Source organism: Kitasatospora sp. NPDC040550 (genome assembly GCF_055594965.1).
This window is the reverse complement of the sequence record NZ_JBVIWC010000001.1, coordinates 274,193-301,035: the sequence shown is the minus strand read 5'-3', so window position 1 is coordinate 301,035 and position 26,843 is coordinate 274,193. Positions and strand designations below refer to the sequence as shown.

At 75.3% G+C, this 26,843-nt stretch carries 27 protein-coding genes; 10 read left to right on the top strand and 17 right to left on the bottom strand.

The features are described from left to right. Nucleotides 1-46: 46 nt before the first annotated feature. From ACZ58X_RS01380 to ACZ58X_RS01330, 11 genes are all read right to left on the bottom strand, one after another. Entirely contained in the window at nt 47-1,015 is a 969-nt protein-coding gene (locus ACZ58X_RS01380) for an alpha-ketoacid dehydrogenase subunit beta (RefSeq protein WP_470331597.1), read from the bottom strand. Beyond that, the gene (locus ACZ58X_RS01375) at nt 1,012-2,049 is read right to left on the bottom strand and encodes a thiamine pyrophosphate-dependent dehydrogenase E1 component subunit alpha (RefSeq protein WP_470331596.1); all 1,038 of its coding nucleotides are present in this window, start codon (nt 2,047-2,049) and stop codon (nt 1,012-1,014) included. Before ACZ58X_RS01375 ends, ACZ58X_RS01380 begins: the two co-directional genes overlap by 4 nt. After that, nucleotides 2,046-2,960, bottom strand: a complete 915-nt coding sequence (locus ACZ58X_RS01370) for a phytanoyl-CoA dioxygenase family protein (RefSeq protein ID WP_470331595.1) — start codon at nt 2,958-2,960, stop codon at nt 2,046-2,048. Before ACZ58X_RS01370 ends, ACZ58X_RS01375 begins: the two co-directional genes overlap by 4 nt. A gap of 26 nt (nt 2,961-2,986) precedes the next feature. Continuing rightward, nucleotides 2,987-4,048: a 4-hydroxyphenylpyruvate dioxygenase gene (gene hppD / locus ACZ58X_RS01365; protein WP_470331594.1), complete on the bottom strand. Its 1,062-nt coding sequence runs from the start codon at nt 4,046-4,048 to the stop codon at nt 2,987-2,989. Nucleotides 4,049-4,128: 80 nt separating this feature from the next. Beyond that, nucleotides 4,129-5,382 (bottom strand): beta-ketoacyl-[acyl-carrier-protein] synthase family protein, encoded by a 1,254-nt coding sequence (locus tag ACZ58X_RS01360; RefSeq protein ID WP_470331593.1) that lies wholly within the window; start codon nt 5,380-5,382, stop codon nt 4,129-4,131. Further along, nucleotides 5,379-7,010, bottom strand: coding sequence for a class I adenylate-forming enzyme family protein (locus ACZ58X_RS01355; RefSeq protein WP_470331592.1), 1,632 nt, complete (start codon nt 7,008-7,010; stop codon nt 5,379-5,381). Before ACZ58X_RS01355 ends, ACZ58X_RS01360 begins: the two co-directional genes overlap by 4 nt. Before the next feature lie 217 nt (nt 7,011-7,227). Beyond that, nucleotides 7,228-7,749: a beta-ketoacyl synthase chain length factor gene (locus ACZ58X_RS01350; RefSeq protein ID WP_470331591.1), complete on the bottom strand. Its 522-nt coding sequence runs from the start codon at nt 7,747-7,749 to the stop codon at nt 7,228-7,230. Between the two features lie 16 nt (nt 7,750-7,765). Further along, entirely contained in the window at nt 7,766-8,944 is a 1,179-nt protein-coding gene (locus ACZ58X_RS01345) for a beta-ketoacyl synthase N-terminal-like domain-containing protein (RefSeq protein ID WP_470331590.1), read from the bottom strand. Continuing rightward, a complete protein-coding gene (locus tag ACZ58X_RS01340) occupies nt 8,941-9,222 on the bottom strand; it encodes an acyl carrier protein (protein WP_470331589.1) in 282 nt (93 codons plus the stop codon). The genes ACZ58X_RS01345 and ACZ58X_RS01340 overlap by 4 nt, the downstream gene beginning before the upstream one ends. Then, complete coding sequence (locus ACZ58X_RS01335; protein WP_360243150.1) at nt 9,219-9,494, bottom strand: acyl carrier protein; 276 nt, start codon at nt 9,492-9,494, stop codon at nt 9,219-9,221. Before ACZ58X_RS01335 ends, ACZ58X_RS01340 begins: the two co-directional genes overlap by 4 nt. A gap of 57 nt (nt 9,495-9,551) precedes the next feature. Next, nucleotides 9,552-10,985: a class I adenylate-forming enzyme family protein gene (locus ACZ58X_RS01330; RefSeq protein WP_470331588.1), complete on the bottom strand. Its 1,434-nt coding sequence runs from the start codon at nt 10,983-10,985 to the stop codon at nt 9,552-9,554. A gap of 188 nt (nt 10,986-11,173) precedes the next feature. Here ACZ58X_RS01330 and ACZ58X_RS01325 point away from each other — a divergent pair, with 188 nt between their 5' ends. From ACZ58X_RS01325 to ACZ58X_RS01310, 4 genes are all read left to right on the top strand, one after another. Beyond that, the gene (locus ACZ58X_RS01325; protein ID WP_470331587.1) at nt 11,174-12,274 is read left to right on the top strand and encodes an alpha-hydroxy acid oxidase; all 1,101 of its coding nucleotides are present in this window, start codon (nt 11,174-11,176) and stop codon (nt 12,272-12,274) included. A 42-nt stretch (nt 12,275-12,316) separates the two neighbouring features. After that, nucleotides 12,317-13,123, top strand: a complete 807-nt coding sequence (locus tag ACZ58X_RS01320; protein WP_470331586.1) for a class I SAM-dependent methyltransferase — start codon at nt 12,317-12,319, stop codon at nt 13,121-13,123. Between the two features lie 128 nt (nt 13,124-13,251). Next, on the top strand, nt 13,252-14,187 hold the full coding sequence (locus ACZ58X_RS01315) for an alpha/beta hydrolase (RefSeq protein WP_470331585.1): 936 nt from the start codon (nt 13,252-13,254) through the stop codon (nt 14,185-14,187). 131 nt (nt 14,188-14,318) lie between these two features. Next, complete coding sequence (locus ACZ58X_RS01310) at nt 14,319-15,593, top strand: aminotransferase-like domain-containing protein (protein WP_470331877.1); 1,275 nt, start codon at nt 14,319-14,321, stop codon at nt 15,591-15,593. Nucleotides 15,594-15,674: 81 nt separating this feature from the next. Here the strand turns inward: ACZ58X_RS01310 and ACZ58X_RS01305 are convergent, their stop codons facing one another. The 4 genes from ACZ58X_RS01305 to ACZ58X_RS01290 form a co-directional block, all read right to left on the bottom strand. Then, entirely contained in the window at nt 15,675-16,439 is a 765-nt protein-coding gene (locus tag ACZ58X_RS01305; protein WP_470331584.1) for an ABC transporter permease, read from the bottom strand. 42 nt (nt 16,440-16,481) lie between these two features. After that, complete coding sequence (locus ACZ58X_RS01300) at nt 16,482-17,456, bottom strand: ATP-binding cassette domain-containing protein (protein WP_470331583.1); 975 nt, start codon at nt 17,454-17,456, stop codon at nt 16,482-16,484. Nucleotides 17,457-17,617: 161 nt separating this feature from the next. Next, nucleotides 17,618-18,790, bottom strand: coding sequence for a glycosyltransferase (locus tag ACZ58X_RS01295; protein ID WP_470331582.1), 1,173 nt, complete (start codon nt 18,788-18,790; stop codon nt 17,618-17,620). Further along, complete coding sequence (locus ACZ58X_RS01290; RefSeq protein ID WP_470331581.1) at nt 18,787-19,086, bottom strand: hypothetical protein; 300 nt, start codon at nt 19,084-19,086, stop codon at nt 18,787-18,789. The genes ACZ58X_RS01295 and ACZ58X_RS01290 overlap by 4 nt, the downstream gene beginning before the upstream one ends. Nucleotides 19,087-19,284: 198 nt before the next feature. Between ACZ58X_RS01290 and ACZ58X_RS01285 the strand changes: the two genes are divergently transcribed. The 5 genes from ACZ58X_RS01285 to ACZ58X_RS01265 all read left to right on the top strand — a co-directional run bounded on the left by ACZ58X_RS01285 (nt 19,285) and on the right by ACZ58X_RS01265 (nt 24,195). Then, nucleotides 19,285-20,217, top strand: a complete 933-nt coding sequence (locus ACZ58X_RS01285) for a 3-oxoacyl-[acyl-carrier-protein] synthase III C-terminal domain-containing protein (RefSeq protein ID WP_470331580.1) — start codon at nt 19,285-19,287, stop codon at nt 20,215-20,217. Nucleotides 20,218-20,309: 92 nt separating this feature from the next. Beyond that, entirely contained in the window at nt 20,310-20,600 is a 291-nt protein-coding gene (locus ACZ58X_RS01280) for a phosphopantetheine-binding protein (RefSeq protein WP_360243117.1), read from the top strand. A 4-nt stretch (nt 20,601-20,604) separates the two neighbouring features. Beyond that, a complete protein-coding gene (locus tag ACZ58X_RS01275; RefSeq protein WP_470331579.1) occupies nt 20,605-21,489 on the top strand; it encodes a hypothetical protein in 885 nt (294 codons plus the stop codon). Further along, a complete protein-coding gene (locus tag ACZ58X_RS01270; RefSeq protein WP_470331578.1) occupies nt 21,486-22,163 on the top strand; it encodes a 4'-phosphopantetheinyl transferase family protein in 678 nt (225 codons plus the stop codon). Before ACZ58X_RS01275 ends, ACZ58X_RS01270 begins: the two co-directional genes overlap by 4 nt. 100 nt (nt 22,164-22,263) lie before the next feature. Further along, nucleotides 22,264-24,195: a condensation domain-containing protein gene (locus ACZ58X_RS01265; protein ID WP_470331577.1), complete on the top strand. Its 1,932-nt coding sequence runs from the start codon at nt 22,264-22,266 to the stop codon at nt 24,193-24,195. A gap of 29 nt (nt 24,196-24,224) precedes the next feature. On the opposite strand, the gene ACZ58X_RS01260 is transcribed toward ACZ58X_RS01265, so the two are convergent. Next, nucleotides 24,225-24,893, bottom strand: coding sequence for a hypothetical protein (locus ACZ58X_RS01260; RefSeq protein WP_470331576.1), 669 nt, complete (start codon nt 24,891-24,893; stop codon nt 24,225-24,227). Nucleotides 24,894-24,997: 104 nt separating this feature from the next. Beyond that, entirely contained in the window at nt 24,998-25,630 is a 633-nt protein-coding gene (locus ACZ58X_RS01255) for an RNA polymerase sigma factor (protein WP_470331575.1), read from the bottom strand. A 223-nt stretch (nt 25,631-25,853) separates the two neighbouring features. Between ACZ58X_RS01255 and ACZ58X_RS01250 the strand changes: the two genes are divergently transcribed. Next, nucleotides 25,854-26,657: an SAM-dependent methyltransferase gene (locus ACZ58X_RS01250; RefSeq protein WP_470331574.1), complete on the top strand. Its 804-nt coding sequence runs from the start codon at nt 25,854-25,856 to the stop codon at nt 26,655-26,657. Nucleotides 26,658-26,843: the final 186 nt, after the last annotated feature.

The following is a 26,843-nucleotide window of genomic DNA, read 5'->3' as shown; positions in this document are numbered from 1 at the left end:
TGGGTCGGGGGCGTCGCGACGGTGGGGCGGGGGTGTCGTGACCGGGTCAGCGGGTCTTCATGACGGACCGCAGCGCGTGCCGCAGCTGCTCGCGGCCGGGCTGGACGGCCCGGTCGAGGGCGGGCGCGAAGGGCAGCACCGCGCCGTCCGGGCGGGTGATCCGGCGCGGCGGGGCGATCAGCCGCATCTCCTCGGCGGCGGTGGCGAGCACCTCGGCGCCGAAGCCGCAGCTGCGGTTGGAGTCGTCCACGACGACCAGCCGGCCGGTGCGCTCCAGCGACTCGGCCAGCGCCGGCCAGTCGAAGGGGTGGACGGTGCGCGGGTCGAGCACCTCGACCGAGAGCTCCGGAGCCAGCTCCTCGGCGACGGCCAGGGCGTCGTGCACCAGGTGCCCGAGGGCGACCAGGGTGACGTCCGTGCCGGGTCGGTGGATCCGGGCCCGGCCGAGCGGCACCGGGGCGAGTTCCCAGGTCACCGTCTCGCGCACCGGCAGCGCGGCCGCCGGGGCGAACACCACTACCGGGTCCGGGTCGCGGATCGCCGAGCGCAGCAGCCCGTAGGCGTCGGTCGGGGTGGCGGGGACCACGGTCTTCACCCCGGCGTGCGCGAACAGGCTGTACGGGTGGTCGGAGTGCTGCCCGGCCCAGCCGTCCCGGGAGCCCGAGCCGGGCACCAGGCAGGTCAGCGGGACGGCCGCCTGGCCGCCGGTCATCAGGGAGAACTTGTGCGCCTGGTTGACGAGTTGCTCGAAGACCAGGAAGAGCAGCGAGGGGATCTGGAACTCCAGCACCGGCCGCCGCCCGGCCAGTGCGGCGCCCATCGCCATCGCGGTGAAGGCCTGTTCGGAGAGCGGGGTGTCCACGATCCGCGCCGGGCCGAAGCGGTCCAGCAGGCCCAGGGTGGGCCCGGCCAGACCGGCGCCGATGTCCTCGCCGAACACGCAGACCGCCGGGTCCGCGGCGAGTTCGTCGGCCAGTGCCCGGTTGAGCGCCTTGGCGTACGAGAGCCTGGTCACGCCGACACCCCCGCCCGGGGTCGCAGGCCGTCGGCGTACAGGTGGTCCAGCGCGCCGGCCGGGTCCGGGTGGGCCGAGGCCAGGGCGAACTCCTCGGCGGCGGCGAGCTGTTCGGCCACCGAGCGGTCCAGTTCGGCGACGACGGCCCGGTCCAGTGGGGCGGCGGCCCGGTCCAGCGGGTCGCGTTCGCGCCAGGCCGTGACCTCCTCGGGGGTGCGGTAGCGCAGTTTCATCCGGCGTTCCATGGTGTGGTGGCCCTCGTAGCGGTAGGTGCGGCACTCCAGGAAGCCGGGGCCGCCGCCCGCGCGGGCCCGCTCGACGGCGCGCAGGGCGGCGGCCCGGACGGCCTCGGTGTCCATGCCGTCCACCTGTTCGGCGGGGATGCCGAAGGCGGCGGCCCGGCCGGTGGCGGTGCCCGCGACGGCGGTCGCGGCGGGCAGGGTGGTGGCGTAGCCGTTGTTCTCGCAGACGAAGAGCACCGGCAGCCGCCACATCGCCGCGAGGTTGAGCGACTCCAGCAGCACGCCCTGGTTGAGCGCGCCGTCGCCGAAGAAGGACACCGCGACCGGGCTGCCCGCGGCGCCGACTCCGGTTCCGACGCCGGCAGCAGCACCGGCGTGCCTGGCGGCCCAGGCGGCGCCGACCGCGATCGGCGCGCCGGCACCGACGATGCCGTTGGCGCCGAGGATGCCCAGCGAGAGGTCGGCGGCGTGCATCGAGCCGCCCCGGCCTCCGTTCAACCCGTCGACCCGGCCCGCGAGTTCGGCGAGCAGCCGGTCCGGGGCGGCGCCCCGGGCGAGCACGTGGCCGTGGCCGCGGTGGGTGCTGGTCAGCCGGTCGGCCGGGCCGAGCGCCGAGCAGACGCCGACCGCGACGGCCTCCTGCCCGATGTACGGATGGATGCCGCCGGGGATCGCGCCGGACTTCACCAGGCCGAGCGCCAGCTCCTCGAAGCCGCGGATCAGCCGCAGCATCCGGTAGCGCTCGGCCGGGGTGGCCAGCGGGGCGATCACGGCAGCGGGCGGTGCGGTCACAGCGTTCCCCGCCAGACCGTCGGGCAGAACGCCGGGTCGGCGTAGTCCGGTCGGCCGTCGGCGGTGCGGCGCACCAGCACGTCGTGGTTGTACACCACCGGGCCGCCGTCCGGCCGTTCGTGCCGGCGGTACTCGTTGGCGCCGTCCTGGAGGTGCAGCGAGACGGCCCGGCGGGGGAAGGAGGCCAGGTTGGGGCCGCTGCCGTGGTAGGTGCGGCAGTGGTGGAAGGACATGTGGCCGCGCGGGATCAGCATCGGGACCTTCCGCACCTGCTGCCCGTTGAACGCGGCGTTGGCGTCCAGGATGGCGTCCAGCTCGGAGTTGTCGCGGTCGGCGAAGTGCCGGGTGGAGTCCTCGCCGGAGGGCATCTCACGCCAGCGGTGGCTGCCGTCGACCATGGTGATGGTCCCGTTCTGCTCCCGGCAGTCGTGGAACGGGATGAAGGCGGTGAGCATGTTCTGGGAGGTCGAGGTCTGCCAGTAGTGCTTGTCGAAGTGCCAGGGCACGTGGTTGCTGGGCTCCCCGGGCACCGGCGGCTTGTAGATCAGGGTGGCCTGGAAGATCCGGATCTCCTCGGCCCCGGCGAGCAGCGCGGCGACCGCGCCGACCAGCGGCTTGCGCAGGATCGCGCCGATCGCGTCGCTCTCGTGGTGGACGTAGTCGTTGTGCCGCTGGACCGGCCCGTGCGAGGGCTCCCAGGCGGCCAACCGGGGCGGGCGGACGGGGAGTTCGCGATCCCGGTGGCCCGCGTAGTAGAGCTCGGTGGCGGCCTGGAGGGTGTCCAGCTCCTCGTCGCTGAACAGCCGGCGGGAGAGGTACCAGCCGTGCTCGCGGTAGTGCGCCACCTCCTCGGGGGTGGGCAGCAGGGCGTACTCGGCGTCGGTGAGGCGGAACTCGGTGGCGGTGGTCATCGGTGGTGCTTCCCTTCTGGGGGCGGTCAGCGGGCGGCGGCGGAGGTCTGTCGCTCGACCGCCTCGTAGAGCGCCTTGATGTTCGCGGTGCCGAACGTGCCCGCACCCTGGCGCTCGATCAGTTCCAGGAAGGAGGTGCGCCGGGGGTGGGTCGAGCGGGCGAAGATCTGGAACAGCTGGCCGCCGTGGTCCTGGTCCACCAGGACGTGCAGGTCGCGCAGGGTCTCCACCGGGATGGCCGTCCCGCCGAGCCGCTCGGTGAGCGCGTCGAAGTAGGCGCCCGGGGTGGTCAGGAACTCCACGCCGCGGGAGCGGGCGGTGCGCACGGCGGTGGCGATGTCGTCGGTGCTGAACGCCAGGTGCTGCACCCCGGCGCCGCCGTGGGCGGACAGGAACTCGTCGATCTGGCCCGGGCGGCGGGCGGTGTCGGGCTCGATCAGGGTGAAGGTGACCAGGCCGGAGGCGCTCTGCACCACGGTGGAGTCCATGGCCTGCTCGCCGACCTCGATGTACTCCTCGAAGATCGCGTGGAAGCCGAGCGCGGCCTCGCAGAACCGTACGGTGTCGGCGAGTTCGCCGCCGGGCAGGCAGATCGCTACGTGGTCGAGGGCCTCCAGCAGCCCGGGACCGGCGGGACCGGCGGGACCGGCGGGGCCGGCGGGGCCAGCGCCGTCGGGCCGGTCGGGCCCGGTGGCCCCGGCGGCCGCGTCCGTCCCGGCCGCGTGCATCGAGGTGAACCGCAGGGCGGTGTCGCCGAATCCGGCGATCAGGCCGGCCTCCCGGTCCAGCACCCGGGCGCCGTGCCGTTCGGCCCGCTCCAGGGCGGCCCTCGGGTCGGTGCAGCCGAGGGCGAGCGCGGCGACGCCGTCGCCGTGCCGGGCGACGTAGGCGGACACCGGGTGGCCGGGGTCGGCGGCGGAGGTCAGACGCAGCCGGATCGAGCCCTGGGCGAGGTCGACGGAGCGGGTGCCATCCGCCGAGGTGGTCGGGGGTGCGGCGGTGAAGTCGTAGTCGGCGTGCAGTTCGGCGGCGGTCTTGTCGGCGTCCGCGCAGTGGAACTCGACGCGGGCGATGGTCTGGATGGACAACGGGATCTCCCCCCGGAGGGATGGTGGTTCGAGGAGCGGCGCGCTGCCGGGCGGCGCTGCCCGGCGAGGACCCGCAGGAGCTAGCGCGTGCGGACGGAGGCCGGGCCGAGGATGAGGCTGAGGTTGTGGCCGCCGAAGGCGAAGGCGTTGCTCAGCGCGGCGCGCACCGGGGTGGACCGGGCGGTGCCCCGGACGTGGTCCAGGTCGCAGGCCGGGTCCGGGTCGACCAGGTTGAGCGTCGGCGGCAGCGTCCCCCTCGCCACCGCCAGGGCCGCCACCGCCGCCTCCAACGCGCCTGCGGCGCCGAGGAGATGGCCGGTGGCGCCCTTGGTGGAGCTGACCGCCGGCCGGTGCGCGCCGAAGACAGCGTGCAGGGCGGCGGTCTCCGCCACGTCACCGAGCTTGGTGCCGGTGCCGTGGGCGTTCACGTAGTCGATGTCCGCCGGGGCCAGGCCCGCGTTGGCGAGCGCGGCGCGCATCGCGTCGGCGGCGCCGGCGCCGTCCGGGCGGGGCATGGTCGGGTGGTGGGCGTCGGTGGAGGCGCCCCAGCCGAGCACGTCCGCGTAGCCGGTGGCGCCGCGCGCGGCGGCGTGGCTCGCGCTCTCCAGGACGAGGACGGCGCTGCCCTCGCCCAGCACGAAGCCGTTGCGACGGCGGTCGAAGGGCCGGCTGGACTGTGTTGGGTCCTCCCAGCCCTGGGCCAGCGCGCGGGCGTTGGTGAAGGCGGCGGCGATGGTCGGGTGCAGCGAGGACTCGGTGCCGCCGCACACCACCACGTCGGCGTCGCCCGCGCGGATCAGCCGCAGCCCCTCGGCGATCGCCTGGGCGCCGGCGGCGCAGGCCGTCACCACGGCCGAACTGTAGCCCCGGATGCCGTACTTGATGGCGATCCGGGCGGCGGCCATGTTGGAGAGCATGCCGGGCAGCAGGTACGGGCTGACGCCGGGGCGGCCGCGCTCCAGCCGGCGGTGCGACTGCTGCTCGAAGGTCTCCAGGCCGCCGCCCCCGGTGGCCAGCACCACGGCGGTGCGGTGCGGGTCGGCGTCCCGGCCGACCACCAGGGCGGCGTCGGCGAGCGCGTCGTCGGCGGCGGCCAGGGCGAGCAGCACGAAGCGGTCCACGCAGCGGGTCTCGGTGGGCGGCAGCACCTCGCGGCCGTCCACGGCGGGGGCGATCCCGGCGGCGGGCAGCCAGCCGTACGCGGGGTGGTCCTCGGGGACGGTCCGCAGGCCGGAGCGGCCGGCGGCCAGCGCCTCGAACACCTCGGCGGGCTTGCGGCCGAGCGGGGAGACCAGGCCGATGCCGGTGATGACGGCGGCTTCGCGGGTGGTCATCGGGCGCTCACCGCCGCCAGGTGGCGCTCACGCAGCAGCACCTTGCGGACCTTGCCGGTCGGGCCGAGCGGGATGTCGTCCCCGGTGACCACCAGGACCTGGCGGACGGTCCGGGCGGTGGCCTCGTCCAGGGCGGCGACCACGGCCTCGGCGCGGTCGGCGTCCGGGCCGGCGCCGCGTAGGGCGTCCTGGGCCAGGAGCAGCAGCACGTCGGTGACCACCTGCTCGCCGTCCCGGACGGCGACCACCGTGCAGTCCAGCACGTCCGGGCGGGCGGCCAGTACCCGTTCCTCCGACATCGCGGTGAACAGCCGCTTGCCGTCGGCGAGTTCGAGCGAGTCCACGGCCCGGTCGACGTGGTACCAGTAGCCCTCCTCGTCCCGGTACATCAGGTCCCCGGTGAGGAAGCGGCCGCGCAGCCGGGTGCGGAAGGTGGTGGCCGAGTCGTTCCAGTAGCCGAGCGCCAGGGTCGGTGAGGCGGTGGCGAGTTCGCCGACCTCGCCGGGGCCGAGCGGTTCGCCGTCCGGGCCGACCACCTCGCAGTCGACGAAGGCGTGCGGGCGGCCGACGCAGCGCCCGTAGCGGTCGGTGCCGGGGCCGTGGGTGATGAAGAAGTGCGAGTGGCCCATCTCGGTGGAGCCGAGGCCGTCCACGAACAGCGAGCCGGGCAGCCTGGTGCGGCCCTGGCGGGTGACGGTCTCCCGGCTGCCGGTGGCGATCAGCCGGCGGATGTGCACCTCGTGGGCGCAGTCGCCGGTGTTCCACCAGAGTGCGACGGAGGCCAGGTCCCGCGCGGCCAGGTCGTGGTGGGCGAGGTCGGCCCAGGTGGCGGCGAAGCCGATCACCCCGGTGGGGTGCCACTGCTCGATCGCGTCCAGCACGCCGGCGCCCGACTGGCCGGAGAGGCAGGCCAGTTCGGTGTGGGAGCTGAGCGCGAGGTTGAGCGCGATCAGGGTCGCGGCGTGCGGGGCGGGCAGGGCGCTGAGCATCCGGTCCTGGCCCTGCGGGCGGGGCAGCCGCAGCCGGTGGCGGATCGCCGCGTACAGGCTGGCGTGCGAGTGCACGACGGCCTTCGGCATGCCGGTGGTGCCGGAGGAGTGGGTGATAGCCACCGGGTCGCCGGACCAGTGCCGGTAGGGCTCCGGGGCGGCGTCCGGGTCGCCCGCGCCGAGGGTGGAGATCTCCGGGAGCAGCGGTGCGCCCGGGTCGTGCTCGGCCAGGGCGGCGAGGTGGGCCGGGTCGGCGAGCACCCCGGCGGCGCCGAGCCGGGCGATGTAGCGGGCGGCGCGCTCGGCGTCCAGGTTGGGGTTGAGCAGGGCGGGGACGGCGCCGAGCCGGGCCAGGGCGAGGAAGGCGAGCACGTGGTCGGCGGCGCTGCTCGCGTGGACCACGACCGGGTCGCGCCGGGTGATGCCGAGGCCGTGCAGGGCGGCGGCGCGGGCCCGGACGGCGCGGTCGAGTTCGCGCAGGGTGAGCGGCTGCCAGGCGGGGTGGTGGTCCACCGGGGTGTCGAAGGTGAGCAGCGGCTCGTCGAGCCCCTGGCCGAGGGCGATCCGGGCGGTCAGCACGTTGCCGGCGCCGACGTCGGGGTCGTCCGCGAGTTGGGTGCGGAGACTGCGGATGGTCACGGGGGTGGATCCCTCCCTCGGGGCCGGGGCGGCCCGGGCGGCTGATCGGGTGTCGGGGTGCGGCCGGCGCGGACGGCGGCCGGGCGGTGGTGGGGGCGTCGGCCGTGGTGGGGCGTCGGCGCTGCGAGGGTGGGCCGGGTGGTCGCCGGTGTGCCGGGTACGGCTGCGTCGGGCGGCGGGCCTCATCCGTGGCTACGGGCCCCGCCGGCCCGCGGGTTCAGTCGGCGGGCCGGGTGAGCAGCACGGCCACGGCGTGGTCGCCGTCGGTGCCCTGCTCGGCGGCGATCACCAGGACGTGGTCGGCGTCCCCGTCGGCCAGCAGCAGCGCGGCCAGCTCGTACGCGTCCGCGGGGACGGTGCCGGGGACGGCCTCGGCCGGGCTGATCGCCACGACGGGGCCGGTCAGGCCCCAGCGGGCGGCGATGTGCCCGAGGACGGCGTTCGGGTTGGACTGGAAGAACAGCAGCGGGGCCGGGCGGTGTCCGGGCTCCGCGCTCCGGTCGATGGCGCGTGCGGTGGCGAGGTCGCCGCTCGCGCTGGCGAGCAGCAGGGCGGTGCGCCCGGGGGCGGGTGGCGGGCCGTGGTGGGCCCGCAGGCAGCGGTCGGCGGTGTCGGCGATCAGCGGGGCCAGCCCGGCGGGGGTGAAGCCGGGCAGCGGTGGCGGGGGCCCGGGGAGGTCCGGGCCGGGGCGGCGGGCCTCGGCGAGGACGTGCGGGGCGGTGGTGGCAGGGGTGGTCATGGTGTGGGTGTCCGGGTCAGGCGGCGGCCAGCAGCAGGGCGGTGTTGGCCCCGCCGAAGGCGGAGTTGAGGGTGAGCGCGTAGTCGGGGCGGGCGGTGTGCGGGCCGTCCAGCACGAGGTCCAGCCGGACGTCGGGGTCGGGGCCCAGCCAGCCGGCGTTGACCGGGGTCAGTCCGCTCTCCAACGCGCCGACGGTGACGGCGAGTTCGAGCAGGGCGGAGGCCTCCAGGGCGTGGCCGTGGACGGATTTGCTGGAGCTGACCGGCAGGTGGTCGGCGTGCGGGCCGAACACCGTGCGCAGGGCGGTGGCCTCGGCCCGGTCGGCGAGGTCGGAGCCGGTGCCGTTGGCGTTGACGTAGCCGACTCGCTCCGGGGCGATGCCCGCGCGGCCGAGCGCGGCCTCGATCGCCCGGGCGACCCCGGCGCCGTCCGGCTCCGGGCGGCAGACGTGGTGGGCGTCCCCGGCCCGCCCCCAGCCGGCCAGCCGGGCGAGTGCGGGGGCCGAGCGCCGTTCGGCCGCCGGGGCGGACTCGACCAGGACGGCGACGGCCGCGTCGCCGAGCAGGGTGCCGGTGCGGCCGGTGCTGAACGGGCGCAGTTCGCCGTCCCGGGCCAGGGCGCGTCCGGCGTCGAAGACGGCGAACACCCCGGGCTCGACCAGGTGGCCGGCCGCGACCAGGACCCGTTCGTGCCGACCGGCGGCGACCAGCGCGGCGGCGTCGGCGACCGCGGTGGCGGCCGCCACGCAGGCGCCGGTGTACACCCGGGTGACGCCCGGCGCGCCCCAGTGCGCCCGGATCCCGGCGGCCACCGCGTCGGCGGTGGCGCGGGTGCGCTCGTCGCTGTGCAGGGCGAGCAGGACGGGCATCGCGGCGCCCTCGGCGGCGGTCAGCCCGGCCTGTCGGCCGGCCTGTCCGATCGCCTCCAGCACGGCCCTGGCCAGCGGGAAGGTGCTGGCCAGAGGCACCGTTCCGGGCAGCAGGGCGGCCCGGGTGGTGCGGCGGCCGCTCACGTCGAAGCGGGCCACCTCGGTGAACGCGGCCTTGCCGTGGGCGGCGGCCTCGGTCAGCGCGGCGAGCCCGCGCCCGGTGGCGCTGAGCACCCCGACGCCGGTGACGACCGGGCGGTCGGCGGCCGCCAGGGGCCCGGGCGCGGCGGGCCGGGGCGCCGGGACGGGCGTGTCGGCGCCGGTCACGGCCGCGCTCCGGCGCGTGCGGCCAGTACCGTCTCGCGCAGCAGCTCGGTGGCGTCGTCGACCGTCCGCACGGCGCCGAAGTGCTCGTCGTCCAGGTCCAGCTGGATTCCGTAACGCTGCTCGAACTCGGCGATCAGCCAGGTCAGTTCGAGTGAGCCGAGTTCCTCGGGCACGGTGTCGGCGGCGCGCTGCCCGAACGCCGCCAGCATGGTCAGGACCTCGGCCCGGTCGGGGAGCGCACCGGGGGCGGAGTCCGCGGGGCGGGCGGAGGAGGTCACGCCGCGCTGCCGGTGGCGGCGGGGAGGGCGTCGATCCGCTTGACCACGTCGGCGGTGAACTCGTCCAGCGTCATCATCGCGGTGGTCTCCATCTCGTCCAGGTCGAACTTGATCCCGAACTCGTCCTCGACCTGCACCGAGAGTTCGGCCAGCGCGAGCGATTCGAGGTCCAGCCCGGCCGGGCCGAGGTCGGTGTCCCCGGTGACCTCGGAGACGTCGTACTGCATCTCGGTGAGGGCGGCCAGAACGAACGCGCGGATGCGGTCCTGCATGATGGTGGGCTCCTTGTCGGGGTTGTCCGGAGGGTGTCCGGCGGGCGGTGCGTCCGGTCAGCGCACGGCGGCCGCGGCGGTGTCGCGCAGGGCGGCCGGGTCGCGCAGCAGCTTTCCGGTGGCGGTGCGGGGGAGGGCGGGCAGCAGGACGAGTCGGCGCGGCCGCTTGTAGGCGGCGAGCCGGCGGGCCAGCCCGTCCTGGACGAGGGCGGGTTCGGCCCCGGCCTCGACGGACAGGTACGCCTCGATCGCCTCGCCGTCGAAGACGACGACCGCCTCGCGGACCTCGGGCAGCGCGGCGAGGGTCTGCTCGACCTCGGTGAGGTCGACCTTCAACCCGCCGATCGAGACCTGCGAGTCGAGCCGGCCGTGCACGGTGACCAGGCCGGTCGCCTCGTCCAGGGCGGCGGCGTCGCGGGTGTGCAGCCAGCCGTCCGACCAGCGGCCCGGGTCGTCCAGCCCCGGGTACGGGGAGGCGGCCGCGCCGAGCTGCAGCTCGCCGGCGACCAGTCGCATCCGCATGCCGTGCACGGGGCGCTTGGCGGGGTGCAGCGTGCCGTCGAGGTCGGTGGCGATGACCCCGGTCTCGGTCATGCCGTACATGGTGCCGAGCGGTACGCCGTACCGTTCGGTGAACAGTGCGGGCAGGCCGGGGCGGACCAGTTCGCCCGCGACGACCATCCGGCGCAGCTGCGGCAGTGCCGGGGGAGTGACCGTCCCCGCCAGCAGTTCGGCGTGGAAGGGCACTCCGATGACGGTGGTCGGCCGCTGGTCGGCGGCGACCGCGGCGAGGATGCCGGCCGCCGTCATCCGTTCCGGGACGGTGAGCGCGGCCCGGGCGTGCAGGGCGTTGAGCAGCCCGCCGACCAGCCCGAGCACGTGCACCACCGAGGACAGCAGCACGACCCGCTCGCCCTCGCCGGGGAACTCCACCAGCCTGCGGTAGCAATCGAGTTCGCGCAGCAGGTCGGCGGCTGTGCGGGCGATGACCTTGGCCGGGCCGGTGGACCCGGAGCTGAGTTGGATCAGGGCGTGTCCGGTGCGGGCCGGGAGCCCGTCCGGCAGCGGGACGGCGACCGGTTCGACCTCGGAGAAGCCGCGCAGCGCCGCCGCCGGCCGGTGGGCGGAGCCTACCAGCACCTGCGGGGCCAGCCGGGCCACCGCCGCGTCCACTTCGTGGTCGGTCAACCGGTGGTCGAGCAGTGCGACTTGGGCACCGAGCCGCCAGCAGGCCAGCAGCACGGCGACGAAGGCCACCGAGGGCGGCAGCCGCAGCGCGGCGGTGCCGCCCGGGCCGAGCCCGGCGGCGGTCAGTCGGTCGCACTGGTCCTCGACCAGGGCGCGCAGGGCGTCCCGGTCGAGGGGTGCGCCGAAGCGCAGGCACTCCTCGCCGCCCGGTCCCGCCAGCAGCGACCGTTCGACCCAGTCCGGCGGGGCGTCGGCGTGCGGCGGTGCGGAAAGCGGAAGGGAAAAGGAGGAAAAGCCGGTCAACGCGGCTCCACAACAAGTGAGGGGATTTGACATGGACGCAATGGGCGTCGTTCTCAACCAATACGGTCAATTCCGTTGCCAGACCTTGGCACAGACGTTTGGTCAAATCAAGGTCTATACCAATGTGCTCGTTGCTCCTACGCTGCCGAACCGGGACCGGCCCGCGCGTGGCCGTCCGGGAAACGAGGATGCCCGTGGGAGCACTCACGCTGGCCGGGATCGAGCACGCCGCACGCGACCGACTCCCCCCGGAAATCTGGGACTTCATCGAAGGCGGCAGCGGTGCGGAACGCACCCTGACGGCGAACCGGGAGGTGTTCGGGCACTATGCACTGCGCCCGCGCACCCTGGTCGACGTCTCGGTCTGCGACCCCGCGCTGACCCTGCTCGGCGCACCGCTGCGGATCCCGCTGGGCATCGCCCCGATGGCCTACCACCGGCTGGTCGACCCGGAGGGCGAGACCGCCACCGCGCGCGCCGCCGGGGCGGCCGGCGCCCTGCTGGTCGCCGGGATGTTCGCCAGCCGCACCCTGGAGGAGATCGCCGCGGCCGCCACCGGCCCGCTCTGGCTCCAGCTCTACTGGCTGCGCCGCCGCGCCGCCCTGGCCGCCCTGGTGGAACGCGCCGAGGCGGCCGGCTACCAGGCCCTGGTGCTGACCGTGGACGCGCCCAGGATCGGCCGCCGGCTGCGCGACCTGCGCAACGGCTTCGCCGTCCCGCCCACCGTCCGCGCGGTCAACCTGGACGAGACCCTGATGTCCGCCAGCCACCGCGCCGCCGACGGCAGTTCCGGCATCGCCGAACACGCCCGCGAGCAGTTCGACCCCACCCTGAGCTGGTCCGACCTGGCCTGGCTGCGCGAGCGCACCCGGCTGCCACTGGTCCTCAAGGGCGTGCTGACCGCCGAGGACGCCCGGCTCGCCGTCGAGCACGGCGTGGACGCCCTCCTGGTCTCCAACCACGGCGGCCGCCAGCTCGACGGCGCGCTGCCCGCCCTGGCCGCCCTCCCCGAGGTGGTCGACGCGGTGCCCGCCGAGCTCCCGGTGCTGCTGGACGGCGGCGTGCGCACCGGCACCGACATCGCCGTCGCCCTCGCCCTCGGCGCCCGGGCCGTACTGATCGGCCGCCCCGCGCTCTGGGGCCTCGCCCTCGACGGCGAGGCCGGGGTGCGCCGGGTGCTCCGCCTGCTGCACGAGGAACTCGACCACACCCTGGCCCTGTTGGGCCGCCCCCGGCTCGCCGACCTGGGCCGCGACGCCCTCGCGCGCTGGCCCGGCCCGGTCGGCTGAACCACGCCGCACCCGCAGCACGTTCCTCCAGAAGGAGAACCGATGACCGAACCGACGAGCAGCCCGAACGACCGCTTCCCCGGCTGGGACTGGGACGACCCGGAAGGGCTGGAGACCCGCCTGGACGCTTTCAGCGCCCAGGTCGCCACCTGCAGGACACTCGAAGCCCGCCCCGGCGCACTGCCGCACGACCACCACGACTTCCGCGAACTCGGCCTCACCGGAATCGAGTTCGCCGCCTTCCGGACCGCCCACCCGGAAGGCCTCGGCACCGACCTGGCCACCCTGCGCAGCACCGCGGCCGAAACCGGGCCCGGCCTCGCCACCGAGCCCGGCACCCTCTACCGGGTCGACGGCGACCGCTGGTTCACCCAGCTGGACGTCTCCCGCCCGCTGCCCTTCGCCGACGCCAGCGTCGACTGGGTCTACGCCGAGCACCTGATCGAGCACGTCACCCTGCCCGTCGCGGTCGGCTGGCTGCGCGAGGCCCGCCGGATCCTGCGCCCCGGCGGCGTCCTGCGCCTCACCACCCCCGACCTCGCCCGCTACCTGGTCGGCTACGCCACCGGCGACGGCTTCCTCGGCAAGCACCGCCGCCGGCTCAGCACCCTGGGCTTCGGCCCGCCGATGCCCGCCCGGCCGGCCTTCCTGGTCAACCAGATCTTCCGGTACTACGGCCACCAGTGGATCTACGACCTGGACGAACTGCGGCACGTCCTGACCCTGGCCGGGTTCACCCCCGACCGGATCCGGCACTGCGCCTACCGCCAGGGCCTCCGTTCGGACGTCGCCGACCTCGACACGGCCTTCCGCACCGACGAAACCGTCTACGTCGAGGCCGACCGCTGAGCCGCCGCCGAACCCCCGGCTGAACACCGCCCGCTGAACACCGCCCGCCGAACCCCCGCCGAAACCCCGCCGAACCCCTGCCGAGCCGCCGCCCGGCCCCGGCCGGGCCACCGAACGGACCGCCACCCATGCCCCTGCACCCCCAGGCCGAGGCCTACCGCGCCCACCGCGCGCGCAGCGGCGCACCGCCGCTCTACACCCTCACCCTCGCCGAGGCCCGCGCCGCCGACCTCGCCGACATCCGCGCCGCGGCCGGCACCCCCGAGCCGGTCGCCGCCGTCGAGGAGCACCGCATCCCCGGCCCCGGCGGCGACCTCGCCCTGCGGCTCTACCGGCCCGAACCGCCCGGCCGCCCGCTGCCCGCCCTGCTCTACCTGTTCGGCGGCGGCTGGACGCTCGGCTCGGTCGACACCAGCGACGCGATCTGCCGCCGCCTCACCAACGCCGTCGGCTGCGTCACGGCCTCCGTCGGCTACCGGTCGGCCCCCGAATACCCCTTCCCCGCCGCGCTGCACGACTGCCGCGCCGCCCTGGAGCAACTGGTCGCCGGGGCAGCGGGGTTCGGCATCGACCCGGACCGCCTCGCGGTCGGCGGCGACAGCGCCGGCGGCAACCTCGCCGCCGCCCTGACCCTGCTGCTGCGCGACGGTGGTGGCCCGGCACTGCGCCACCAGCTGCTGGTCTACCCCAACACCGACCACGCCGCCGACACCCCCTCGCTGCGCGAGCACGACGACCCGCTGCTGTTCAACCGCCGCTCGGCCGCCTGGTACTGGGGTCACTACCTGGCCGACCCGGCCGACGGCGCCTCCTCGTACGCCTCCCCGCTGCGGGCCGCCGACCTCTCCGGCCTGCCGCCCGCGACCGTCCTCACCGCCGAGTACGACCCGCTGCGCGACGAGGGCGAGCAGTACGCCGAGGCGCTCCGCGCGGCCGGGGTGCCGGTGGACCTGCGCCGCTACCAGGGCATGCCGCACGGCTTCTTCGCCATGACCGGCACCCTGGACGCCGCCGCCGAGGCCCAGGCCCACGCCGCCGCCCGACTCCGGGAGGCCCTGCGGTGACCGACCACGACCCGACCGGCGACGACCCGACCGGCGACGACCCGACCGGCGACGACCCGACCGGCGACGACCCGACCGGCGACGACCCGACCGGCCACGGCCCGGGCGGCGAGGACTCGGCCGACCTCGACCTGGCCGACCTGCACGGCTCGCTCGCCGACCCGCTGCTGGATGCGATGACCTTCCTCAACGAAGTCACCACCCGCTACCCCGGCGCCGTCTCCTTCGCCCCGGGCCGCCCCTACGAGGGCTTCTTCGAGCCCGAGGACGTCCCCGCCTACCTGGACGGCTACCTCGACCACCTGGCCGAGCGCGGCCTCGACCGCGACGCCGTGCGCACCGCGCTGTTCCAGTACGGCCCCACCAAGGGCATCATCGCGGACCTGGTCGCCCGCACCCTCGCCAACGACGAGGGCCTCACCGTCGACCCCGCGGCCGTGGTGCTCACCGTCGGCGCCCAGGAGGGCATGCTGCTGGCCCTGCGCGCCCTGTGCGCCGGCCCGCAGGACGTGCTGCTGGTCAGCTCGCCCTGCTACGTCGGCGTGACCGGCGCCGCCCGGCTGCTCGACCTGACCACCCTGCCGGTCCCGGAGGGCCCCGACGGCGGCCCCGACCCGGAGGCGGTCCGCGCCGCCGCCCGGGCCGTCCGGGCCGAGGGCCGCCGCCCGCGCGCCCTGTACGTCGTCCCGGACTTCGCCAACCCCTCCGGCACCAGCATGCCGGTCGCCGCCCGCACCCGGCTGCTGGACGCCGCTGCCGAGGAGGGCCTGCTGGTCGTCGAGGACAACCCGTACGGCTTCTTCGCCCGGACCCCGGGGCCGCGGCCCACCCTCAAGGCGCTGGACCGCCGCCGCCAGGTCGTCTACCTGGGCTCCTTCGCCAAGACCTGCTTCCCCGGCGCCCGGGTCGGCTACGTGGTCGCGGACCAGCGGGTGGCCGGCCCGGGCGGACGCCGTGGCCTGCTGGCCGACGAACTGGCCAAGTTGAAGAGCATGACGACGGTCAACACCCCCGCGCTCAGCCAGGCCGTCATCGGCGGCATGCTGCTGGCCCACGACTGCAGCCTGCGGGCCGCCAACGCCCGCGCCACGGCCCACTACGCGGCCGGGATGGACACCCTGCTGCGGGAGCTGGACCGGCACTTCCCGGCCTCCGAGCGGCGCCGGCTGGGGGTGGACTGGAACCGGCCCGAGGGTGGCTTCTTCGCCGTGCTGACGGTGCCCTTCCGGGCCGACGACGCGGCCATGGAGCGTTGCGCCCGGGAGTTCGGGGTGCTCTGGACGCCGATGAGGCCGTTCTACCCGGCGGGCGGCGGCGAGCACCGGCTCCGGCTCTCAGTCAGTTCGCTGACGCAGGCTCAGATCATCGACGGTGTCGCCAAGTTGGCGGAGTTCATCCGCTCCTGAGCGGTACGGACGCAGGGAGCGGTACGGGGGCGGCAGTGGGGCCCGGCTCGCGGGTGCGAGCCGGGCCCCTTCCGTGCCTCGTCACCGCACCCGGGTGGAGAACAGCCGGGCCGACCAGTAGACCGCCAGGACGGTCATCAGCACGACCACCAGCAGCCCCTGCCAGACCACGGCGTCCCCGGCGTGCCCGGAGAACAGCGCGCGCATGCCCTCCACCGCCCAGTAGAAGGGGTTCCAGTGGGCGAGCTGCTGGAGCCACTGCGGCGCGAGGGTGAGCGGCAGCAGCACCCCGGAGAGCAGCGCGATCGGTTGGGCGATGGTGTTCACCACCGGCGACATGGCGGCGTCGGTGGGCACCATCAGCGCGATCCCGAAGGAGATCGCGGAGGTCATCAGGGCCAGCAGGGCCAGCAGGACGTAGGCGAGCAGCAGGTTCAGCGGGCTGACCCGCAGGCCGAACGGCAGCGCGATCAGGGTGATCAGCACGGCCTGCACCAGCAGTGCCACCATCTCGCGCAGGGCCCGGCCGAGCAGCAGCGCCAGCCGGCTGACCGGGGTGACCCGGGAGCGCTCGATGATCCCGGCCCGCAGCTCGCCCAGCAGGCTGAAACCGGTGAACAGCCCGCCGAAGATGCACAGCACCGCCAACAGCCCCGGCACGTAGACCTGGTAGGCGTCGGCGTAGCTGCCGGCGCCGTCCGGGGCGAGCACCTTCTTCAACAGCGGGGCGAACAGCAGCAGGTAGAACAGCGGCTGGATGATGCCGACGGCGATCCAGATCGGGGTGCGGATCATGAGCAGCAGCTGGCGCTGGAGGATCAGCCAGGTGTCGCGGGCGAGCTTCACGGTCTCCCCAGGGGGTCGGGCAGGCAGGGCAGTGGGGCTGGGTCAGGACTGCTGCAGCGAGCGGCCGGTACGGGCCAGGAACACGTCGTCCAGGCTGGGCCGTTGGAGCTGCACGGTGCCGGGGGTGACGCCCGCCGCCTCCAGGGCGCGCAGCAGCTGCGGGATGGCGGCCGCGCCGTCCTCCAGGTAGAGCCGCAGCCCCTCGTCGCCGTTGGCCTCCAGCCGGTGCAGGTACGGCTGCGGGCGGAGCACCGCCGCGGCGCGTTCGGCGACGTCCTCGCCGGGGACGAGCCCGAGCAGCACGACGTCGCCGGAGATCTCCCGCTTGAGCGCCTCGGGGGTGCCCTCGGCCACCACCTGGCCGTGGTCGACGATGGCGACCCGGTCGCAGAGCGCGTCGGCCTCGTCCAGGTAGTGGGTGGTGACGACCACGGTCATGCCCTCGGTGCGCAGCCGGCGGATCTCCTCCCAGACGTACGCCCGGCTGGCCGGGTCCAGCCCGACCGTCGGTTCGTCCAGGAACAGCACCCGCGGCTGGTGGATGACCCCGAGGGCGATGTCCACCCGGCGGCGCTGGCCGCCGGAGTAGGTGGCGCACGGCCGGTCGCCGAAGTCGCCCAGGTCGAAGGCCTTGAGGGCGTCCTCGGCGGCCCGGGCGGCGGGCGCCTTGCCCGCGCCGTACAGCCGGGACTGGAGCACCAGTTCCTCGCGGGCGCTGACGGTGTCGGTGGTGCCGCCGCCCTGGGCGACGTAGCCGATCCGGCGGCGGACCCCGGCGGGGTCGGTGAAGAGGTCGGCCCCGGCGATGGTGGCCCGTCCGCCGTCGGGGCGGATCAGGGTGGCCAGCATGCGCAGGGTGGTGGTCTTCCCGGCGCCGTTGGGGCCGAGGAAGCCGTAGATCTCACCGGCGGCGACGGACAGGTCGATGCCGCGCACGGCGTCGACGGTGGAGTCCTCGCCGCTGCGGCGGGAGGTCTTCTTGCGGTAGGACTTGCGCAGTCCCGCGGTCTCGATCAACCGGAACTCCCGTACGGGGATGGGCTGCCACGGCACCCGGGAAAGGGCGGGCTCGGCGCCTGGGAAAGGCGGTGTTGCTGCGACACCCTAGGGGTGGACCGGGCCCGGAGACAATGGCCTAGACCAATGGACGTGTGATCACCTGTTCTGCTAAGGGGCGCTCACCGGGGCTGTCGTCGAGGGCCCAGCGCCTCCAGCCGGTCCGCCGCGGCCGCCGCGCCGCCGCCCGCCAGCAGGTCCCGGCCGACCTGAACCGCCCGGTCCCGGTGCTCCGTCGAGTCGAGTACGGCGGTGAGCGCCGCCGCCAGCCGCTCGGGCGTGACCCGGGCGAACGGCACCCGCAGGCCCGCCCCGGCCGCCGCCAGCTGCGCGGCCACGAAGGGCTGGTCGTGCCGGATCGGCGCGGCCACCAGCGGCACCCCGTGCGCCAGCGCCTCGCCCACGGTGTTCATCCCGCCGTGGCAGAGCACCGCGTCCAGCTCGCCGCGCGCCAGCAGCTCCAGCACCGGAGCCCGGTCCACCGCCACGGTGTGCGGCGGGAGTTCGGAGGGCGAGGGCAGCAGCTCGCGCGGCGCCGCGAACACCGCCTGCACCCGCGGGCCGCACAGCTCCAGCGCCCGGACGGCCCGGGCGTGGAAGTCGGCGCCCAGCCCGCCCGCCAGCGTGCCCATGGTGACCAGCACCCGCCGCCGTCCGGGCAGCAGGCGCTGCCAGGGGAAGTCCGGATCGTGCGGGCGCGGCGCGAGCACCGGACCGACCTGCGCGTGGTGCGGCGGCGCGGCGCTCCCGGTCAGGGCGGGCCCGGTGGTGGCCAGCACCAGGGCGGGGGAGAAGCGCGGGTCCAGGTACTCCTCGGCGGGCAGCTTCGCCCGCTCCCAGAGGCCGCGCAGCAGCCCGGTCATCCACGCCTCGACCTGCGGCAACGCCCGGTACGGGCGGCCCAGTTCCATCGCCCCCGGCGCGAAGGACGCCCACGGCAGGCCGTGCCGGTGCGCGACCAGCGCGCCCGCCGGGGTGTGCTGGTCGACCAGCAGCACGTCCGGCCGGTACTCCCGCACGATGGTGTCCAGCGGCTTCGCGGTGAACCGGGCGTACGGGACGATGAAGCCCTCCCAGAGCGAGCGCAGCGCCGCCAGGCCGTGCCCGCCCTGGGCCCGGAAGGCCCGGGTGCCGGTGCCGAGCACCCGCGCGGCCGGGCCGAGCAGCGGGCGCAGCACCGACTCCGTGCCGGTCCAGGCGACTTCGTGACCGCGTGCGGTCAGTTCGGCGGCGATGCCCGCGGCCGGGTTGACGTGTCCGGTGAGCGGCGGCATCACCAGCAGGAACCGGGTCACCGGCGGTCCTCCTCGGGGAGCAGGGCCTGGAGGTCGGCGACGGTCAGTGCCTCCAGGGCGGCCAGGTCCAGTCCGGCCCGCAGGGCGGCCAGGTCGGCGGCGGGGCCGAAGCGTTCGGGCAGCCGGACGGCCAGCTCGGCGAGTTCGCACTCGTCCAGCAGCAGGTCGCCGTCCAGGCGGGCGTCCGGGGTCAGCCGGTCCGCCCAGGTGGGCGGCGCGCCGGCCACCTCGGCCAGCAGGGCGGCCAACACCCGGTTCAACGGCGGCGCGGGGACGGCTGGTTCACGGTCTGACATGGGAGGTTCTCCCGTCCGGTCGACGGTGCGGAGTGGGGTTGCGCGGCGGCCCCCGTGGAGCGGCCCGGCGAAGGGCGTCGGCAAGGGGTGCCGGCGGCCGGGGAGGGCGGTTCCGGGGGGAGCCCGGGGAGGCGGTCGCGCAGGAGAAGGGCCCGAGATCACTTGTGCGACCAGGCGGGCGTCGGAATACTAGCCCGCGTGACCGCACTGGAGGCAGTGGCCGTTCACCTCCCCCCACACGCCGTGCCCATCGAGGCGGTGGGCGAGCGCATCGGCCTGACCCCACGTCAACTCCGTCTCTTCCGCCGCTTCCACGGCCTGGACCAGCTGCGGCTGGATCCGGGCGGGACGCTGCCCGACCTGCTCGACGCAACCCTCGACGACCTGCCGGAGCTGCGCGGACGCGAGCAGTACGTCCGCTTCGTGATCCACGCCCGCAGCATGCCGGTGGCCGTGCCCTACCCGCTCAACCCCCTGCACGAGGTGCTCGCCGGCCGTGGGCTGGCGCACGCGAGCGCCTTCACCGTGACCCACCACGCCTGTGCGGTCGGCCTGCTGGCCATCGACCTGGCGGGCCGGCTGCTGGCCGGCGATCCCGACCCACGGGCCCTCGCCCTGGTGCTGGCGGGGGAGAAGACCTTCACCAGGGACGCCCAGGTGGTGCCGGAGACCGGCATCTTCGCCGAGGGCGCGGCCGCCTGCCTGGTCAGCGCGGACGGGCCGCAGCACCGGGTGCGCTCCTTCGCGGTGCGCCAGCGCCCGGAGTTCGACGGCCGGCTGGCCGAGGACGCGGAACTGCTCGCGCGCTACCAGCGGGAGTACCCGAACGTCATGGTGGAGGCGATCGAGGCCGCCCTCCAGCAGGCCGGTCTGGACCTCTCCGAGCTGGCCGCGGTGCTTCCGCACAACGTCAACCAGGCGTCGTGGCGGATGATAGCGCGGCGGATCGGCTATCCGCTCGACCAGGTGGTGCTGGACAACGTGCTGTCGGTCGGGCACAGTTTCGCTGCGGACAGCCTCATCAATCTTCACGCCGCCACCACGCGGGGGCTGATCCGCCGCGGTGACCACTACCTGATCGCCGCCGCCGGCATCGGGGCCACCTTCTCCGCGATGGTGATGCAGTACTGACGCTCCGTCAGTCCGCCGCCCGAACCGCCGGGCGCGTTTCCCACGTTGTCAAACCAGAGCACACTTCCCACGCACGACGGGACGGGACACCCATGTCAGAACCACTGGTCCAGACCACTGACCCCGAGCTGCGCGAGCGGATCCTGCACGGCATCGGCGAACTCCTGCCACGCGTGCTCAAGCGCGAACTGCCCGAGATCCCCGCGGACGCCTGCCTGTTCGACGACCTCGGCCTCACCTCGGCCGGCACCATCGAGCTCATCCTGGAGCTGGAGGAGTCGCTCGACATCCAGGTGGACGTGGAGCAGATCACCGAGGACGACCTGCGGTCGGTCACCAAACTGGCCGACTACGTCGCCGGGCACCTCATCGCCGAGGACTGACCGGGTGGCCGCCGGTCCCCCCGGTTCCCCTGCTGGTGCTCCCGCTCCGGCCGGTGCTCCCGCTCCGGCTGGTGCTCCCGCTCCGGCCGGTACGCCTGCTCCGGCCGGACTGCGGATCACCCGGGCCCTCGCCCGGTGCTCCGACGGCCGCTCGGAGGCCTCGCTCGACCCCGACCTGCGGGTCTTCGTCTCCGACCTGGTCCGCCCGTACGGCCTGCCGCTGCGCGAGGACCTACTGCGCGAGGGCGTCGGCCACTCCTACGAGGAGCTGGCCGCCGACCTGCTGGGCGAGGCGGTGGGCGAGGACGAGCCGGTGGACCTGCTGATCCTCGCCTTCGACACCCCGGACGTGCGCCCCGGTGCACCGTCCTCGCTCGCGCTCAGCCGGTCCGTCCCCGGTGGGCCGCTGGCCTTCGCGGTCTGCGACCAGGGCAGCGCCGCGGCCTTCACCGCGCTGCGGCTGGCCGCCGAGTACCACCGCACCGGAGCCTGCCGCCGGGCGGTGGTGGTGCTCGCCGAACAGACCGCGCTGCACTACGAGCCGGCCGAGCCGGTGGTGCTGCCCCGGCGGCACGCCGCGGTGGTGCTGGTCTGCGAGGAGGAGCCGGGCACCGGGCTGGCCGTGCGGCAGCAGCGCCAACCCGCCGACCGTGCGGATTCCGCCGACCGTCCGGAGTCGGTGGTCCGGGCGCGGGCGGCGGAACTGGGCCCGGAGGCGGCGGTGCTGGACGCGACCGGCGCCGACGACGGGCCCGCCGCGCAGCCGTTCACCGGCCCGTGGGCGGAACTCGCCGAGCGGCTGCCCGAGTGGCGGGCGCAGCGACGGCCGCTGCTGGTCGCCGGGCTGGACCGCCGACTCGGGGTGCTCAGCACCCTGACCCAGCCGTGACCGCCGTCGAACTGCGGCTGATCGACGCCGATCAACCACCCGAGGTGGCCGCCCGGCTGTGGCGCACGCTGGACGCCGAGGAGCGGGCCCGCGCGGCGAGGGCGGACGCGGTGCGGCGGAGCCGGTTCACCGTGGTGCGTGGCGCCGTCCGGGAGCTGGTCGCCGCGCGGCTCGGCATCCGCCCGGCCGAGGTGGTCTGGCGGCGGGGCCGGCACGGCAAGCCGGAGCCGGCGGGCGCCGACGGGCTGCGGGTGAACTGGTCGGCCGCGGAGTCGCTGGCGGTGCTGGCCCTGACCGAGGGCCGGGCGGTCGGCGTCGACGTGGAGCCGCTGCGGGAGGCCCGGCTCGCCGAGCGGATGGCGGCCCGCTGGTTCCCTTCCGAGGAGGCGCGCTTCGTCGCGGGGGCGGCCGAACCGGCCGAGCGGGCGGCCCGGTTCACCGTGCTCTGGTGTCGTCGGGAGGCCTGCGTGAAGGCGTACGGCGGGCGGCTGGTCCAGGCGCTCGGGGTGTCCGTGGCGGGCCCCTCCCCGCTGTCGGTGGCCGATCCGGGCCCGCTCGGAGCCGGTCCGGTGGGGCTGTGCGACGTGCCCGTTCCGGAGCCGTACCGGGCTGCCGTCGCGGTGCTCGGAGACTGTCCTGATCAGGTCAACTCTCTTGTCTGGTCAGCGAGTTGACGAACCGTCGGCCCGCCTGGACGATCACCGGCGGCCGCTGGTAGCGTCCGCCCGTACTCCCCGCTGAGACCTTCCCGGCGAGCCGAAGGGCACGTACGACGTGACTGCGCACAACGCTGCACCGCGAGCTGCCGAACCGCACGAAGCCGAACCGGGCGGGCCCGAACCGCACAAAGTCGAACCGCACGGCGCGGCACCGCACGACCCGACCCGGGCGCACCGGCGGATCACCGTCCGTTTCGCCGCCACGAGCGGCGGCTCGGGGCCGCTCACCCGGGGCCAGGACAACATGATCCGGTGCATCCGGCGCGACGCCCCCGAGGCGATCAACAAGGAGTCGGTCTGGCCCGTGCCGCCCGGCACCTCGCTCGCCGCCGGCCTGGACGCGCTGCGGCTGCTGGTCGAGCGACACGAGTCGCTGCGCACCTCCTTCCCGCCCGGCCCCGGCCCGGACGCCTTCCCGGTGAGCCAGGTGGTGCGCGGGGACGGCCGGTTCGCCGTCACCGTGGTCGAGGCGGGCGGCCTGTCGGACCATGAACTCGACTCACTGGCCGCCGAGTTGGGTCAGGCCGACGTCGCGGTGCCGGTCCCGCTGGACATCGTGCCGAGGATCCGCTTCACCCTGCTCGCCGACGGGCAGCGGCTGCTCCGGCTGATCGCCGTGGTCTGCCACGCCGGTGCCGACGGCGCTGCCACCGCGCTGCTGATCCAGGACTGGTACGCCCTCGCGGCCGGGCAGGAGCTCCCGCCGGTCACCGCCCCGACGCCGATCCAGATCGCCGCCGCCGAACAGAGCCCGCAGGGCCGCCGCCGGGCGGCCGGGGCGCTGCGGCACTGGGCCCGGGTGCTGGGCAGCGGCCCGCAGGTGGTGTTCGCCGACTCCCGGATCACCGGCCCGCCGAGCGGTCCCGCCGCCCTGATGGTGCGCTCCCGCACCGCGGCCGCCGACCTCGCCGCGGTCTGCCGCCGCACCGGCGCGAGCCCCTCCGTCGTGCTGCTCGCCGCCTTCTCCGCCCTGGTCGCCCACCGGGCCGGGCGTGCGGAGCTGGCCGTCTCGGCGCTCTCCGCCAACCGTCAGCGCGCCGCACTGCTGGACCACGTCGGCACCCTCGCCCAGGACGCCCTGATCCTGCTCGACACCGGCACGGCCGACCTCGACCAGCTGATCGGGCGCACCAAGTCCGCCTCGCTGAGCGCCTATTGGCACAGTGTGCTGGATGCCGAGCAGGTCTGGCAGCTGGTGGAGGACGCCGCGCACGTGCGCGGCTCCCGGTTCGCCCGCCAGGTGGTCGTCAACGACCTGAGCCTCACCATCCCGGCCGCCGTCGCCGACGCCCAGCCGGCGGCCACCGCCGACCCCGAACTCACCCCGCTGCCGGCCCCGCCGCTGCCGGTCCGGCTGATGTTCACCATCCTGCGGATCACCGGCAGCCTCGACTTCGCCCTGATCTCCTGCCCCCAGGTGCTCGACCCCGAGGAGACCGAGCGCTTCGCCCGGGCCCTGCTCGCCCTGCTCGCGAAGGCTGCCGAGGGGCCCGTCCCGCTCGCCGACCTGGACGAGGCCCCCGGCCCGCCGGCCGCCGCCGGCGACGCGGGCGGCGGTGACTGGCAACTCGTCGACGGGGCCCGGATCGACCTGGCGGCCGTCCGCAGCCTGGTCGGTGCCGCACTCGACACCGGCCTGGACACCGGCCTGGACACCGGCCTGGACACCGAACCCGACGACGGCGACGGCTCCGGCGACCGCTCCGGACTCGCCCACGGACCAGGCCCCGGCCTCGCTCCGGGCTCCCGCCCCGCCTGCCGAGTCACCGTCGAGGACGGCAGGTTGACCGTCGACCTGGCCACCGCCGACCCCCACCTGACGCCCGCCGACGTGCACCGCGCCGTGGTCTCCGCACTCCCCGGCCGGGACACCGCGATGGCGCCGCAGCACTACCGGATCCGCCATCTCGGCCCGGAGGGCGAGCGGCTCGCCGCGGGCAGCGGCCGTGACCCGGAGGTCGTCGCCCGGTTCGCGGCGCTCACCTGAACGTGGGACCGCGGCGCCGGCGGTGGTCGTCACCCCAACGGGTCCCGCCGGTCCTCCGGTTCCTCCTCGCCGCACGCCCAGGAGAGGTCCCGGGCGTACGCCGAGGCCGCGCCGGAGGTGAGCCCCCAGGGGTTCGGCACCTCCTCCTCGTCCCCGTCCTGCAACGGCAGCCGGTCGATCACCGCGACCAGCGCGGGCGGCAGTTGGGGGGCCAGCCCCCGGTGCACCCGGGCGAGGATGTCCCGCCGCGCGTCCTCCGGCAGCAGTGGCCGGCTCATCCGCAACGGCCGCGGCCCGGGCGGGCGTTCGGCCGTCGACAACTGTTCGGACCAGGCCCGCCAGTAGTCGGCGTCGTCGGTCTCGCCGAGCTTCAAGTGGTGCAGGTGGAGGCAGTACGCGGCGGTCCCGCTGCCCGAGCCGGCCGCGAAGCGCCACCAGAACTCGGCGCCCTCCTCCTTGCCGGTGGCGTACAGCAGGGCGCCGAACACCTCGGCCCCCTCCGGCTGGATCCGGCGGGCGTTGACCAGCAGGTCCAGCCCGCGGGAGGCGCACGGCGCGCCCAGCACCAGGGCGACCACCAGGCCGAGTTCGAAGGCGGCCTGCTCGTGCTCGGTGGGCAGGTGGGCCGGGGCGGCGGTGACCCGGGCCTGCCGCAGGGCCGCGATCCGCTCGGCGTGGGCACGTTCGGACCGGGGCACGTGGAACACCGCGCGCCCCCCGCCCGCTACCCGCTCCCCGTCGGCCGCGCCCGCTGCTCCCGCCGCTCCCGCTCCGTCGCCGGGACGCTCCACCCCGTCGGCGGTCACGCTTCGCCGCCGCGGTCCGGCAGTTCACCCACCCCGAGCCGGCGGGCCAACCGCTCCCGGGCGTGCCGGAGGTTGGAGTGCACCGTGGCCACCGGCCGTCCCAGGTACGCCGCGATCACCTTGGCGTGCAGGCCCAGCAGGTAGCGCAGGATCACCACGTCCCGCTGCCGGTCCGGCAGTTCGAGGATCGCCGCGTACAGCCGCACCTCGTCCGCCTCGCTGTGCAGCAGCCCGTCGGCGACCTGCTTGAAGGCCCCGATCACCGCCGCGAAGGTGACCGCCTCCACCTCGACCGGCTCCTCGGCCGACACCCAGTCCCCAACGTGCCGGTTCGCCAACCGCCAGGCGTACGCGGCCGGTTCCTCGAACCGCAGCACCTGGGGCCAGCAGCGGGCCAGGTCGGCCTTGACCGCCTCGACCACCAGGACGGCGTCGGCCTGGCTTCCTATCCTGGTCAACGCGAGGGCGTGCCAGGCGGGTTCGTGGGTCTCGCAGAAGGCGGCGTAGGTGAGGTCCAGTCGCAGGCCCGGTTCCATCACCGCCATCCGCTCCGCCCCTGCGGCGCCGGCGTGCTCCACCGCCGTCCCTCCCCGGTACCCGCGCGCGGGGGCACCCCTGTCGATCGTCATCGAGCCTGCTTTCCGTGGCCGTCGGCTGCGCACCGGGCCACCCGAGGGTCGGGCTGTCCGCGCCCATCCTCATTCCATCAGGCCCGTCACTCCAGGCTGCAAAGCGAATACAGATTGTCATCCCATCTGATTCCGTGCGAAAGCGGGTCGACCGGAGGACGATTGGCTCCCGGAAGCGGTGGGCAGCAATCGGACGGTGTCCACGGAGCCGAGGGGAAGGGCCATGAGCCTCTACGACGGGGTCGACCTGCGGCTGAACGTGCCGCACTCGGCCCGGATGTACGACTACTACCTGGGCGGCTTCACCAACTTCGCCGCCGACCGCGAGGCCGCCGGGCACGTCCTCGCCATCGCCCCCTGGCTGCGCGAGGCCGCCCGCGCCAACCGCTCCTTCGTGCACCGGTCCACCCGAGCCCTCGCCCAGGCGGGCATCGACCAGTTCCTGGACATCGGCACCGGCATCCCCACCTCGCCCAACCTCCACGAGGTGGCCCAGAGCGTCCGGCCCGGGGCCCGGGTCGTCTACGCCGACAACGACCCCATCGTCCTCACCCACGCCCAGGCCCTGCTCACCGGCACCCCCGAGGGCCGGACCGCCTACGTCGAGGCCGACGCCACCGACCCGGACGCCCTGCTCGCCGCACCCGGCCTGCGCGAGACCATCGACCTCACCCGCCCGGTCGCGCTCTCCCTCAACGCGCTGCTCCACTTCGTCCCCGACGCCCACGGCGCCCACGAGCTGGTCGAACACCTCAAGTCCGTGCTCGCCCCCGGTAGCGCCCTGGTGATGACCCACGTCACGCCCGACTTCGCCCCCGAGGAGATCCGCCGGATCACCGGCATCTACCAGGCCGCCGGCACCGCCGCCCAGGCCCGCACCCGCGCGGAGTTCGTCCGCTTCTTCGACGGCTGGACGCTTCTCGAACCCGGTGTCGTCCCCACCCCGCACTGGCGGCCGGTGCCCGACGAACCGGCCGTCTCGGCCTCCGACGCCTCCGCCTACGCGGGCGTGGCCCTGCGGCCCTGACCACAGCCGTCCGCGGGTCCAGGGCGTGCCCGGGCGACGCCACCGGGGCGCACCGCCGCCCCCTTCACCCACTCGGGGGACGCCTCGAAGCGTTCCCCGCGCACTCCCGCGCACTCGCGCGTCCGCCCCGGCGGCCCTCGGCCGTCCACCCGTGCGCCGCCGCCGCGCCGGGCCCAGACTGAGTGG